12 protein-coding genes and 1 pseudogene are annotated in these 12,915 nt (G+C 73.5%); 5 read left to right on the top strand and 8 right to left on the bottom strand.

Features of this window, described 5'->3' with window-relative positions; genetic code table 11:
* Nucleotides 1–200 precede the first annotated feature (200 nt).
* Nucleotides 201–1,727 carry a PP2C family protein-serine/threonine phosphatase gene (locus LEP48_RS15440; RefSeq protein ID WP_225566467.1) on the bottom strand — a complete coding sequence of 509 codons (1,527 nt, stop codon included), beginning with the start codon at nt 1,725–1,727 and terminating at the stop codon, nt 201–203.
* Nucleotides 1,724–2,521, bottom strand: coding sequence for an alpha/beta fold hydrolase (locus LEP48_RS15445; RefSeq protein ID WP_225566468.1), 798 nt, complete (start codon nt 2,519–2,521; stop codon nt 1,724–1,726). Before LEP48_RS15445 ends, LEP48_RS15440 begins: the two co-directional genes overlap by 4 nt.
* Before the next feature lie 146 nt (nt 2,522–2,667).
* Here LEP48_RS15445 and LEP48_RS15450 point away from each other — a divergent pair, with 146 nt between their 5' ends.
* The 3 genes from LEP48_RS15450 to LEP48_RS15460 all read left to right on the top strand — a co-directional run bounded on the left by LEP48_RS15450 (nt 2,668) and on the right by LEP48_RS15460 (nt 4,478).
* Nucleotides 2,668–3,435 carry an alpha/beta fold hydrolase gene (locus LEP48_RS15450; protein WP_225566469.1) on the top strand — a complete coding sequence of 256 codons (768 nt, stop codon included), beginning with the start codon at nt 2,668–2,670 and terminating at the stop codon, nt 3,433–3,435.
* Nucleotides 3,436–3,515: 80 nt separating this feature from the next.
* Entirely contained in the window at nt 3,516–4,067 is a 552-nt protein-coding gene (locus LEP48_RS15455) for a GNAT family N-acetyltransferase (RefSeq protein WP_225566470.1), read from the top strand.
* Nucleotides 4,068–4,121: 54 nt separating this feature from the next.
* Complete coding sequence (locus tag LEP48_RS15460) at nt 4,122–4,478, top strand: Imm8 family immunity protein (protein ID WP_225566471.1); 357 nt, start codon at nt 4,122–4,124, stop codon at nt 4,476–4,478.
* A 2-nt stretch (nt 4,479–4,480) separates the two neighbouring features.
* On the opposite strand, the pseudogene LEP48_RS15465 reads toward LEP48_RS15460, so the two are convergent.
* Both LEP48_RS15465 and LEP48_RS15470 read right to left on the bottom strand, forming a co-directional pair.
* Nucleotides 4,481–5,366, bottom strand: a pseudogene (locus LEP48_RS15465) (IS5 family transposase).
* Between the two features lie 49 nt (nt 5,367–5,415).
* Entirely contained in the window at nt 5,416–5,973 is a 558-nt protein-coding gene (locus LEP48_RS15470; protein WP_225566472.1) for an Lrp/AsnC family transcriptional regulator, read from the bottom strand.
* Between the two features lie 142 nt (nt 5,974–6,115).
* Here LEP48_RS15470 and ald point away from each other — a divergent pair, with 142 nt between their 5' ends.
* Entirely contained in the window at nt 6,116–7,225 is a 1,110-nt protein-coding gene (gene ald / locus LEP48_RS15475) for an alanine dehydrogenase (RefSeq protein ID WP_225566510.1), read from the top strand.
* A gap of 65 nt (nt 7,226–7,290) precedes the next feature.
* On the opposite strand, the gene galE is transcribed toward ald, so the two are convergent.
* The 3 genes from galE to LEP48_RS15490 all read right to left on the bottom strand — a co-directional run bounded on the left by galE (nt 7,291) and on the right by LEP48_RS15490 (nt 10,220).
* On the bottom strand, nt 7,291–8,313 hold the full coding sequence (galE, locus tag LEP48_RS15480; RefSeq protein ID WP_225566473.1) for a UDP-glucose 4-epimerase GalE: 1,023 nt from the start codon (nt 8,311–8,313) through the stop codon (nt 7,291–7,293).
* Nucleotides 8,314–8,397: 84 nt separating this feature from the next.
* Complete coding sequence (locus LEP48_RS15485) at nt 8,398–9,030, bottom strand: FMN reductase (RefSeq protein WP_225566474.1); 633 nt, start codon at nt 9,028–9,030, stop codon at nt 8,398–8,400.
* Nucleotides 9,027–10,220 carry an LLM class flavin-dependent oxidoreductase gene (locus LEP48_RS15490; protein ID WP_225566475.1) on the bottom strand — a complete coding sequence of 398 codons (1,194 nt, stop codon included), beginning with the start codon at nt 10,218–10,220 and terminating at the stop codon, nt 9,027–9,029. Before LEP48_RS15490 ends, LEP48_RS15485 begins: the two co-directional genes overlap by 4 nt.
* Nucleotides 10,221–10,591: 371 nt before the next feature.
* On the opposite strand from LEP48_RS15490, the gene LEP48_RS15495 reads away from it, so the two are divergent.
* Nucleotides 10,592–10,936, top strand: a complete 345-nt coding sequence (locus LEP48_RS15495; protein WP_225566476.1) for an RNA polymerase-binding protein RbpA — start codon at nt 10,592–10,594, stop codon at nt 10,934–10,936.
* A gap of 115 nt (nt 10,937–11,051) precedes the next feature.
* Here LEP48_RS15495 and lnt read toward each other — a convergent pair whose 3' ends face one another.
* On the bottom strand, nt 11,052–12,911 hold the full coding sequence (gene lnt, locus LEP48_RS15500) for an apolipoprotein N-acyltransferase (RefSeq protein ID WP_225566477.1): 1,860 nt from the start codon (nt 12,909–12,911) through the stop codon (nt 11,052–11,054).
* Nucleotides 12,912–12,915 lie beyond the last annotated feature (4 nt).

Consider the following 12,915-nt stretch of genomic DNA (forward strand, 5'->3'; position numbering starts at 1 on the left):
CGGTCCAGGCCGCCGTGGGGCTCCGCCCGGCGAGCGCGACCAGCCCGAGGACTGCCCCGTGCAGCACCGGGACCGGGCTGCACCACACGGTGCCGTCACGCACGGGGCCGACCCTCGCACGAGGACCCGGTCAGGAACGTCGCCGGTGCCACGTCCGGCAGGCGACGGTGGCGGGCCGCGTCCCCTGGGGGACGGACTCCTCACCTGTCGTCGCGGTGTGCGGGCTTCGCGGAGGTCGGTCGGCCGGGTCCGGCCGGCGGGTGGCCGCGCCAGGTGACGTGCAGGACGCACGCGTCGTCGAGCTCGTTGCCGAGGTCGAGGACGAGCCGCTCCGGCAGGCCGGGGTCGCGGGCGTACCGGGTGACGGCCTCCGACAGGCGGAACAGCCCGTCGCGCAGGGCGCGGTCGCGGCGTTCGGCGACCCCGTCGGTGTACAGCACGACGGCGTCTCCCGGGGACAGGGCGATCTCGGCCTCGACGCGGCCGGCGGGGTCGCGCGCCACGCCGAGCGGCGCCGAGCGGCCGTCCCACAGGAACTCGACCTCGCCGTCGGCGCGCACCAGCAGCGGTGGCGGGTGCCCGGCGCACGCGTACCGCAGGGTGCCGCTCGTGGTGTCGAGGACGGCGTGCACCATGGTGGCGCCGAACCCGACGTCGTGGCGGGTGACGTACTGGTCGAGGCGGTTCAGCAGGGTCGCGGGGCCCGCCTCCGGGGCTGCGAGCGCCCGGCCGGCGGTGCGCAGCTGGCCCATCGTCGTGGCGGCGGGCAGCCCGTGCCCGACGACGTCGCCGACCTCGAGCGCGACCGAGGTGCGCGTCATCATGAACACGTCGTACCAGTCGCCACCGACGGTCAGCCCGCGGGTGGCGGGCCGGTAGGCGGCGGCGAGGCCCACGCCGTCGTGCTGCGGCATGTCCTGGGAGAGCATCGCGTGCTGGAGCTCGTACGCGACGGACACGCTCTGCTCGTGCAGCCGTGCGCGGTCGAGGGCGAGGGCGCCGTGCCGGGCGATGGTCGCCAGGGCGTCGGGGTCGAGCTCCTCGTCGCCGGGCCGGCGGTGGGGGGTGACGACGAGGGTGCCGTGGGCCTGCTCCCCGGTGCCGACGGGCACGTGGATGCGGCCGTCGGGGGTGGCGTAGGGCGTGGGGTTGCGCCCGACGGCGCCGGCGCGCAGCTCGGCCGCCTCGACGGAGACGTGCCGGGTCACGGACTGCAGCAGCGCGTCGACGACGCCCTGCATCCCGGCGGCGCGGGACAGTGCCGCGGTCGCGTCCTGCACCCAGCGCAGCCGCTGCGCGGAGCGTTCGGTCAGGGCGCGCGCGGCGACGAGCTCGCGCTCGAACTTCTCGCGGTCGTGGGCGGCGAGCAGGACGGCGTCGATCCCGCCGTCGGGGCCGGTCGTGCGCCGTGCGGACAGCAGCACGGGCAGTGGGCCGCCGGGGGTGCGCAGCCGCGTGGAGACGTCGTCGACCCGGCCCGCCAGGACGAGCCGAGGCATGACGTGCGTGTCCCAGTAGATCCGGCCGCCGGCGCTGAGCAGGTCGCTCAGCCGCCGTCCCAGCACCTCGGGCTCCGGCACGGCCAGGGGCGACGGGTCGCCGTCCCCGTCCGACCCGGCGTACCAGGCGAGGAACGTGGCGTTCGCGTCGAGCACGTGCCCGTCGAGGTCGAGGCGCAGGAGTGCCGCCGGGGCGGTGGCCCACCAGGCGGCGCGGTCCCCCGTCATGAGTCCAGGAAGTCCCGCATCGCCGAGACGAGCGCGGCGGGCGCGCTGAGGTTCGGGCAGTGCCCGACCGCGTCGATGAGGGTGAACCGGGAGCCGGGGATGTGCTCGTGCACGTATCGGCCGACCGTCAGGGGGGCGATCGCGTCCTGCCGGCACTGCACGACGAGGCTGGGCGTGCGCACGGCGGGCAGGTCGGCGCGGTTGTCGGACAGGAACGTGGTGCGGGCAAACCGTCGGCCCGGCTCGGGGTCGGTGTGCAGGAACGCGTCGGTGAGCTCCTGGCCGAGCTCGGGACGGTCCGGGTTGCCGGCGATGACGGGGGCCAGCAGCTCGGACCAGCCGAGGTAGTTGGTGTCCATGGTCGCCAGGAGCTCGTCGATCTCCTCGGCGGTGAACCCGCCGACGTACCCGGGTTCGTCGATGTAGCGCGGGCTGGGGCCTACCAGCACCAGCCGGTCGAACAGGTCGGGGCGTCGGTTCGCGGCCAGCACCCCGATCATGGAGCTCACGGAATGGCCGACGAACACGGCCGGTCCGAGCGCGAGCTCGTCGAGCAGGCCGATCACGTCGGCCGCGTACCCCTCGAGGGAGGAGTGCCGGTCGGGGTCGTACGCCGACGGGTCGGCGCCGCCGGACCCCGCGTGGTCGAACAGCACGACGCGGTGGTCGGGCTCGAACGCAGGCGCGACGAACCGCCACATCGACTGGTTGCAGCCGAACCCGTGCGCGAACACGACGGGTGCGCCGTCCGGCACACCGGACAGGCTCACGCGGTGGCGTTCGCAGGCGTTCATCGAGGCCAGGGTAGATGGTCGGCGCCCACCAGGCGCGCGGCGACCGGGTGAGGTCCGGCACTTCCGCGCGTGGCACGTGCCGGGTCGTGCCCGGCGAGCGCCGAAATGACGGTGACGGTGGCCGTGGGCGACCGTACGCTCCCGCCATGCTGACGTACGACGACGACGGTTCAGGTCCCGCGGTCCTCCTGGTGCACGCCGGGGTGGCGGACCGGCGCATGTGGACCCACATGGCCGACGCGCTGTCCTCCCGGTGGCGGGTGGTGCGCCCGGACCTGCGCGGGTTCGGTGACTCCCCCCTGCCTGGCGAGACGTACGCGAACGCCGACGACCTCGCCGACCTGCTCGAGCAGCTGGGGATCGAGGACGCTGCCGTGGTGGGCTGCTCGTTCGGCGGCGAGGTCGCGCTCGAGCTCGCCGCGGCGCACCCCGGCCGCGTGCGCCGGCTCGTCCTGCTCAACGCGCCGTACGACGGTGCGGAGGTGACGGCGGACCTGCGGGCCTTCGCCGAGCGCGAGGACGAGCTGCTCGAGGCCGGTGACGTCGACGGTGCCGTGCGCCTCAACGTCGAGACCTGGGTGGGACCGGACGGCGACGAGGCGGCGCGGGACCTGGTGGCGGCCATGCAGCGGCGGGCGTTCGACGTCCAGCTCGCGGCGGACGCCGTCGCCGAGGCCGGCGGGCCCGCCCCCGCACCCCGCGACGTCGAGGTCGACCCGGCTGCGGTCCGGGTGCCGACCCTCGTCGTGAGCGGTGCCCACGACCTGGAGCACTTCCGCAGGGCGGCGGCGCTGCTGGCCGAGCAGATCCCGGGCGCCGAGCACGTGGAGCTCGGGTGGGCGGGGCACCTGCCGGTGCTCGAGCGCCCCGAGGCCGCGACCGAGCTGGTGCGCCAGGCGCTGGACACGCCCTGAGCCGTGCCCGGCGACGCCCGCCCGTCCCACCCGGCACCGGCCGAAACATCCACGTCACGTCCGCAGGGCAGTCTGGGGCGATGCTCGTCGCCCCTGACTCCCCGGACCGCGCCGACGTGCGGGCGCTGCTCACCGAGCACCTCGCGCAGATGCACGCCACCTCGCCCCCGGACTCCGTGCACGCGCTCGGCCCCGTGGCGCTCGCGACCCCGGGCACCACGTTCCTGACGGCGCGGTCGCCCGACGGCGCGCTGCTCGGGTGCGGGGCGCTCGTCGAGCTGGCCGCCGCCGGCCCGGGTGCCCCCGGCCACGGGGAGCTGAAGTCGATGCGCACCGCCGGCACCGCCCGCCGGCGCGGGGTCGCGTCCGCCGTCCTGGTCCGGCTGCTCGCCGTCGCCCGCGAGCGCCGGTACGGCCGCGTGAGCCTGGAGACCGGGTCCCAGGAGCTGTTCGCCGCGGCCCGGCGCCTGTACGCGCGGCACGGCTTCGAGCCCTGCGGGCCGTTCGGTACCTACGTCGCCGACCCGCACAGCGTGTTCCTCTCGCTCGAGCTGGCCGCGGACGACGCGGTGAAGGGCCTGGCGCAGGATCCGGTGCAGGATCCGGCGCCGTCCCCTAGGGCCTGTTGCTAAACCCGCTCGATGAAAAGCCGGTCGGCGACGCCGTCGTGAGGCAGGATCTTCGACATGCGTGCGACATTGCGGAGTCTCGACTTCGACCCGGATCCTGGCGACCTTCCTGCCGATCCGTCGGCCTTCAGGTTCAACGCTCGGCTGACGGTGGGCCCAGACGACGGCCCTGGTGACGAGACCTTCGACGTCACCGTCTGCACGCCCGAGTGGCTCTCGCAGGCCTGCAGAGCGTCGGGCGGCATCTACGACGCACGACACCACGTCGTCGTCACGTTGGACCAGTTTGACCGGCGAGTCCTCCGCGACTGGTTCGTGCGCCGAGTGCAGGGCGTCGAAGGCGACAACTGGAGCCGGATCGGCCACCGTCTGGGTCGGCTCGGCTTCTGGGAGTTCGAGGACTACGCATCCTAGGGTCAACCGCCGGAGCCGCTGGTGAGCCAGTGGAGGGTCGCGGCGAGGCACTGACCCGAGTGGTGGTTACGGGCAGTCTTGTCGGACCGCATCGCGAGCCCGCGCCACTGCTTGAGCTTGTTGAAGCAGCGCTCGACAACATTCCGCCCGCGGTAGCGCTCACGCTGCTCCTCGCCGAAGTCGATCGGCCGGCCTGGCCGCTTGCGGCGGTGGGCGATCTGGTCGTCACGCTCCGGGATCGTTGCTGCGATTCCGCGCTCGCGCAGCCACGCCCGGTTCGCCTTGGACGGGTAGCCCTTGTCGGCGAGCAGCCGGTCCGGGCGCTTGCGCGGTCGCCCGGCCATGCCAGCCACGCGGATCTCCTCGAGCGTGTCAGGCAACATCGTGGTGTCCGCGATCTGCCCGCCGGTCAGGATGAACGCCAGCGCCCGGCCCTTGCCGTCCGCGACCAGGTGCGTCTTGGTCGTCAGCCCGCCACGCGAACGGCCGATCGCGTGGTCAGGGGGTTCATGGCCGAACTTCTTGTAATTCGATCGTGCCCCCTGTGTCCCGCGGCAGGGTCGCCCCGTGCTGATGGACGCGCACGATCGTGGAGTCGATCGACGCGACCCAGTCGAGGTCGCCGGCCTGGTGGGCCATCGCCTGGACCTGCTCGAGCACGCGCGCCCAAACCCCGGCCTTTGACCATCGGTCGAAGTTCCTATAGATCGTGTTCCAGTTACCGAACCGGTCCGGCAGATCCCGCCAGGGAGCCCCTGTGCGGAACCGCCACGCCGTCGCCTCGACGACCATGCGTCGATCGACAGGTGGACGACCCGTGGCCTTCGCGCCCGGGAACAACGGCCCAAGCACGGCCCACACCTCATCCGAGATGACATCACGCAACACGACGCCAAGGCTCGCCCACCCGACAGTCGATCGGGTTTAGCAACACGCCCTAGTACCAGCCCGCGCGCAGGTGCTGGAAGATCAGGTTCGTCTCGGTCAGCGCCACGTCCGGGTCCGTCGACAGGTGCTCGATGACGAAGTCGTTGAGGCCGTCGGCGTCGGGTGCCGCGACGTGCAGGAAGAAGTCGTGCGCGCCCCCGAGCAGGAAGACGTTGAGCACTCCGGGCAGCTCGGCGAGCTGGCGCAGGTAGGCGGACAGGCGAGCCCGGGTGGGTCCCTGCATCCGTACCGCGATGATCGCCTGCAGGGGGCGCCCGGCGAGCACCGGGTCGATGTCGGCGTGGTAGCCGCGCACCACCCCCTCCTCGCGCAGGCGGCGCACGCGCGTCAGGCAGGTGGACGGGGCGATGCCGACGGACGCGGCGAGCGCGTTGTTCGGGATCCGCGCGTCGTCGGCGAGGGCGGCGAGCAGTCGGTGGTCCACCTCGTCGAGCCGCACGGGCTCGCCGGCGCGGCGCTCCAGGCCGGAGTCCTGCGGCGTGGGCCGCCGAAGATCCTTCGGGTGCCGCTCCGCAGCACTCGGCCGCGTCGAAGATTCCGGCGTCATCTGACGAATGTACCGAAGCATCCACCGAACTGTGGTGCGGACCCGAACTTTCGCAGAACAATGGACGTGAGCGGGATCACCATCTCGCGTCATGTCCAGTCGGCGCGGCCACGAGCCGGCCGCGAACAGGAAGCGGAACCTGATGCACATCGGCGTGCCCAAGGAAGTCAAGAACCACGAGTACCGGGTGGCGATCACCCCGGCCGGGGTGCACGAGCTCGTCGGCCACGGGCACGAGGTGCTCGTCCAGGCCGGTGCCGGGACCGGGTCCTCGATCCACGACGACGAGTACGTGGCCGCCGGGGCGCGCCTGGTGGCCGGCGCCGAGGAGGCCTGGGCCGCCGAGACGGTGCTCAAGGTCAAGGAGCCGGTCGCCTCCGAGTACGACCTGCTGCGGCCGGGGCAGCTGCTGTTCACCTACCTGCACCTCGCGGCGGACAAGGCGCTCACGCAGGAGCTGCTGGCCCGCGACGTCACCGCCGTGGCCTACGAGACCGTGCAGTCGGAGGGCGGGCGCCTGCCGCTCCTGGCGCCGATGTCCGAGGTCGCGGGCCGGCTCGCGCCCCAGGTCGGGGCGGCCACGCTGCTGCGGGCGGCCGGCGGGCGCGGGGTGCTGCTCGGGGGCGTGCCGGGGGTCGCCTCGGGGCAGGTCACCGTCATCGGGGCGGGAGTGGCGGGCATGAACGCCGCCCGCATCGCCGTCGGGCTGGGCGCCCGCGTCACCCTCCTGGACACGAACCAGCGGGTGCTCGAGGCGGCCGACCAGTACTTCGGCGGACGGGTGCAGACGCTCGCGTCGAACGGGCTCACCGTCGACGAGGCCGTGGTGGAGTCCGACCTGGTGGTGGGCGCGGTGCTCGTGCCGGGCGCCAAGGCGCCGGTGCTCGTGTCGAACGAGCTCGTGGCGCGCATGCGCCCGGGGGCCGTGCTCGTGGACATCGCCATCGACCAGGGCGGCTGCTTCGCCGACTCGCGCCCCACCACGCACGCCGACCCCACGTTCGGCGTGCACGACGCCGTCTTCTACTGCGTGGCGAACATGCCGGGCGCCGTGCCGCGCACCTCGACGTTCGCCCTGACCAACGTGACGCTGCCCTACGCGGTGGCGCTCGCCGACCACGGGTGGCGCGACGCCCTGCGCCACGACCCGGAGCTCGCGCACGGCCTGAACACCCACGCCGGGCACGTCACTCACCCGTGGGTGGCCGAGGCGCACTCCCTGGAGCACGTTGCCGTGGCCGACGTGCTCTGAGCACGCCGCTCCCTGGCCGCGTGGTGGCGGCGTGGAGGCGGGGCGGGGCGGAGGCGGGGCGGGGCTCAGGCGTCGGGGAAGCCCTGCGGGTTCGCGGACTGCCAGCGCCACGTGTCGGCGCACATGTCGTCGACGGTCCTGGTGGCGCGCCAGCCGAGCTCGACGTGCGCGCGGGTGGGGTCGGCCCAGAACGCGGGCAGGTCGCCGGCGCGGCGCGGCCCCACCACGTACGCCAGCTCGCGTCCCACGGCCCGCTCGAAGGCGTGCAGCATCGCCAGCACCGAGGTGCCCGTGCCGGTGCCGAGGTTGAACGCCCGCACGTCGTCGGTCATGGCGTCCAGGTGTTCCAGGGCGGCGACGTGCCCGTCGGCGAGGTCCTCCACGTGCAGGTAGTCGCGCTCGCAGGTGCCGTCGGCCGTCGGGTAGTCGTCGCCGAACACCGTGAGCCGCTCGCGCTTGCCGACGGCGACCTGCGCGAGGAACGGCATGAGGTTGTTCGGGATGCCCTGCGGGTCCTCGCCGATCTGCCCTGACGGGTGCGCGCCCACCGGGTTGAAGTACCGCAGCAGCGCGACCTTGAGCCCGTCGCTCGCCGCGGCGACGTCGGTCATGATCCGTTCGATCATGACCTTCGTCTGCCCGTACGGGGAGGACGAGGACAGGTGCTCGTAGTCCTCGCGGTAGGGCACGGGCGCGTGCTCGCCGTAGACGGTGGCCGACGAGGAGAACACCAGGCGGTGCACGCCGTGCCGGGTCATCGCCTCGAGCAGCGCCAGCGTCGAGTCGAGGTTGTTGCGGTAGTACGCCAGCGGCCTGGTCACCGACTCCCCCACGGCCTTGAACCCCGCGAAGTGCACCACGGCGTCGATCTGCTCGTGCTCGAACAGCTGGTTCGTCTTCTCGACGTCGGTGAGGTCGATCGCGTGCACCGGGACGTGCACGCCCGACAGTGCCTCGAGCCGGCCGACGACCGTCGGCTTGCTGTTGGAGAAGTCGTCGACGACGACGACGTCGTGCCCGGCGGCAACGAGCTTCAGGACGGTGTGGGACCCGATGTAACCGGCACCGCCGGAGACCAGAACGCGCATAGGCCCAGCCTAGGGCGTGGCCGGGAGCCGTGCGGACGGCTCCCGGCCACCAGCCGGCCGGCCCCTTGCAGGACCAGCCGAGCGTCAGCTCCCGCCCAGCAGCTCTGTGAAGCTGGGCGACGACGCGAACGGGTCCGCGGGGCCGTCGCCCTGACGCTGCGCCACCCGGCGGGCCAGCTCGCGCCCGGCCCGTTCGATCCGGCGCGGCAGCCCGGCGCCCACGTCCGCGGCGCTCGCGGCCCAGTCGTCGGTGGCCGCGAACACGCTGGTGGGCACGACGTCGGCGTGCAGGTAGGTGAACAGGGGCCGCACCGCGTACTCCAGCGCCAGGGAATGCCGCGCCGTGCCGCCCGTGGCGCCGAGCAGCACGGGCACCCCGCCCAACGCCTCGGGGTCGATGATGTCCCAGAACGACTTGAACAGCCCGGAGAAGCTCGACGTGAACACCGGGGTGACGGCGATGATGCCGTCGGCGCCCGTCACCGCCTCCTGGGCCCGGGCCAGGTCGCCCGAGGGGAAGCCGGTGAGCATCGCGTCGACCACGGGGTGCGCGAGGTCGCGCAGCTCGACGTTCTCGACGCGGGCCACCTGGCCGAGGTCCTCGAGCTCGCGCACCGCGGCGTCGGCGAGGCGGTCGGCCAGCAGCCGCGTCGACGACGGCTGGGACAGCCCTGCCGAGACGACGGCGATCGTGCGGGACTGCTCGGACGTGGTCATGCGCGGGCCTCCTGCGTGCCGTGCTTCGGGTCGTTCGGGCGGTCGCCCTCGGCGACGGTACCCGTGTACGGGTCGGTGGAGTCCCCCACGTGGGTGGCGCCGGCCCCGCCGGACGCCGCGGCGGCCGCCACGCGCTCCGCGTGGGTCGGCGGGTTCAGGGGCACGTCGGCGGGACGCTTGGACTCCACGATCCGGCGCAGCTCGGGCACCACCTCGCCCGCGAGCAGGTCGATCTGCTCGAGCACCGTCTTGAGGGGCAGCCCGGCGTGGTCCACCAGGAACAGCTGGCGCTGGTAGTAGCCGACGTCGTCGACGAAGGACGCGTAGCGGTCGATGACCTGCTGCGGGGAGCCCACGGTCAGCGGGGTCTGCTGGGTGAAGTCCTCCATCGACGGGCCGTGCCCGTACACCGGGGCGTTGTCGAAGTACGGCCGGAACTCGTTCCACGCGTCCTGCGAGCGCTTGCGCATGAACGCCTGCCCGCCCAGGCCCACGATCGCCTGGTCGGCGCGGCCGTGGCCGTAGTGCTCGAAGCGCTGGCGGTAGTAGCGCACCATCTGCCGGGTGTGGTGCATCGGCCAGAAGATGTTGTTGTGCAGGAACCCGTCGCCGTAGTAAGCGGCCTGCTCGGCGATCTCCGGGCTGCGGATCGAGCCGTGCCACACGAACGGGGGCACGCCGTCGAGCGGGCGCGGGGTGGAGGTGAAGCCCTGCAGCGGTGTGCGGAACTTGCCCTCCCAGTCCACGACGTCCTCGGTCCACAGCCGGCGCAGCAGGGCGTAGTTCTCGACGGCGAGGGGGATGCCCTGGCGGATGTCCTGCCCGAACCAGGGGTAGACCGGGCCGGTGTTGCCGCGCCCCATCATGAGGTCCATGCGCCCGCCCGAGATCACCTGGAGCATCGCGTACTCCTCGGCCAGGCGGACGGGGTCGTTCGTGGTGATCAGGGTGGTGGCCGTCGACAGCGTGATGTTCTGGGTGACGCCGGCGAGGTAGCCGAGCATCGTGGTGGGGCTGGAGGCCACGAAGGGCGGGTTGTGGTGCTCACCGGTGGCGAAGACGTCCAGGCCGGCCTCGTCGGCGTGGCGGGCGATCGTGAGCATGTTGCGCACGCGCTCGGTGTCGTCCGGCGTGCGACCCGTCGTCGGGTCGGTGGTCACGTCGCTGACGCTGAAGATTCCGAACTGCACGGCCTGTCTCCCCTGCTCGTCGTCTGCCTGTCGATGGTCCCTCGGGGCGGTGCCCCTCCGGAGATTCATCCATTTGCATGTACACGCGTCCCAACCGGCGACCCGGCGGAGTTGTTCCCGCCCCCGGCCCGCCCGAGCGTGACGTCCCGCACAAACCGCCCCGCTGCGGGGGTCTCGAGTTGCGTACAGCGCGGCGACTGGCCAGCCTTGGGTGGCATCGCTGCGCCCTGACGGTCCGGTCCTCACCGGGTAGCCGCCGGGGCCCACCCGGACCTCGTTTCACGGGACCTTCACCCGGCGGCGGAACAACCACCCCGCGCCCCGCGTTGGACCCCAAGGCCCACCTACCACCGACCCCCCAGGAGGACGACATGCCCGACCGGTCCCTGCGCGGTATGAGCATCGGCAGCAAGAGCATGGAGTCCGACGAGGGCGTCGACTTCGCCCCGCGGTTCCAGGCGCACTACGACTGCCCCAACGGTCACACCATCATCCTGCCCTTTTCCACCGAGGCCGAGGTGCCGCCGGTCTGGGAGTGCCGGTGCGGCGAGGAGGCCCTCCTGCGCGACGCGGAGAAGCCGGAGCCGAAGGCCACCAAGCCGCAGCGCACCCACTGGGACATGCTGCTCGAGCGCCGCACCGTCTCCGAGCTGGAGGAGCTGCTCGACGAGCGCCTCGAGCTCCTGCGCGCGGGCAAGTTGCGCCGCAGCGCCTGACGCCACCGGCTCGGCCGTCGTCGAGCACGCCTGAGCATTGTCGAAGGGCGGGAAACCTCCGGGTTTCCCGCCCTTCGTCGTCCCCTCGCGGGTTCCCGGTCCCGGGTGACCCGAGTCATGCGGCGGGACGGCCGCGACGCCGGGCCGCGAGCGCGGACGCCGCTCCGCCGAGCACCAGCACGGTCGCGGCAGCGCCCACCACCCATCCCGGCCAGTACCCGGCCCGCACCGCGGGCGTCAGGGTCGTGCGCAGCGGCAGGTCCGCCACGAGGTGGTCGGCCGTGAACAGCTGCGTGCGCGCCACGAGCGTCCCGTCGGGGGCGACGACGCCGCTCACCCCGACCGTGGAGACCTGGACCGCGGCGCGCCCCGTCGTGATCGCCTGCATCCGGGTCATGGCGAGCTGCTGCGTGGACTCCGCTGTGTACCCGAACGACGCGTTGTTCGTCGGGACCACCAGCACCTGCGCGCCGCGCTGCACGGCGTCGCGCACGATCTCGTCGTACGCGATCTCGAAGCAGATCACGGTGGCCAGGGGCACCGTCGTGGGCCCGGGCGTGCGGCCCACGTCGGCGCCGTCCACCGGCAGGTCGATCACCGCCGGCTCCGTCCCGGCGATCATGTCGTTCGTGACCCGGTCCACCTGTGCGCTGAACATCCGCACGAAGCCGCGGATCGGGATGTACTCGCCGAACGGTGCGGGGTGCTGCTTGGCGTACCGCTGGGTGACGCCGAAACCCGGCTCCCACAGCAGCGCCACGTTGTAGCGCCCGCCCGTGTCGGGGTACTCCTGTGCGCCCACGAGGATCGGGGCGTCCACCGTGCGAGCCGCCTCGTCGATGGCGGCCGCCACGTCCGGCGTCGTCTGGGGGTCCAGGTCCGAGCCGTTCTCCGGCCACAGCACGACGTCGACCCCGCCGCCGTCGCCGACGCCCTCGAACGCCCCCGCCTCCTGCTCGCCGGCGATCGTGTACGTGCCCTGCAGGTGGTTGTTCAGCACCTCCGCGCGGTTCGCGAAGGACCCCTCCCCGGGCTCGGACACGTTGCCCTGGACCGCCCCTGCGCGGAGCACCCCCACCTCGGCGGTCCCCGTGCCGGCGTCCACCACGGTGCCCGCGTGTCCTGGGTCCGCGGCGTCGGTCACCTCGCGGGTGCCGGCGTCGGACGGCAAGGGCAGCGCGAGCGGACCCAGTGCCAGGGCGGCCGCCGCGGCGACCATCACGAGGCCGCCGGAGAGCCGCCGGCCGCCGGCCGTTCTCGTGCCGGTTCCCCTGGCAGTGCCCTCCGTGTCGCCCTCCGTGTCGCCCTCTGCCGTCGGCGCGGCGCTCGCCGCGCGGCGGGCGAGCACGCGACCGGCCGCCAGCGCGAGGAGCACCCCGGCGGCAGCGATCAGCAGGGAGACGGCGGTGGTGCCGCCGAGCCAGGCCGCGCGCCCTGTCGGGGCGCCGGCGACGGTCCACGCGAGCCGCCCCCAGGGGAAGCCGCCGAACGGGATCTCCGAGCGCCACTGCTCGACCGCGACGAAGACCACCGCGAAAACGACGGCCTGTGTGGCGGCGTTGCGCCGCACCTGTCGCCAGCGCCGCGCCCACGTCCACAGGGCGCCGAACCCGGCGAAGAACGCGGCCTCGAGCAGGGCCAGCGCGATCCACGGCACCGTGTCGGTGGCGAAGTTGGCCCACCAGATGTGCGGCAGCCAGAACGTCACGCCGGCCACCAGCCCGACGAGCGTGTTCCAGCCCGCGGCGCGACGCCCGTCACGACGCAGCGCCGCGTGGAGCAGCCCCACCGCCACGAACGCCAGCGGCCACGCACCGACGTCGGGGAACGAGGCCCACAGCGCGACGCCGGACGCGACGGCGAGCCCCAGGGTGGCCGGGCGCGAGGCCCACCGGTCGGTGGGCGGCGCGGGGGTCAGGGGCGGGGCGGGCGCCGGGGCGTCCGGCTCCGTGGCGGGCGAGCTGGGGTGCGACACCCCC

It is taken from the genome of Isoptericola luteus, from assembly GCF_020297055.1.
Taxonomy (GTDB): Bacteria; Actinomycetota; Actinomycetes; order Actinomycetales; family Cellulomonadaceae; genus Isoptericola; species Isoptericola luteus.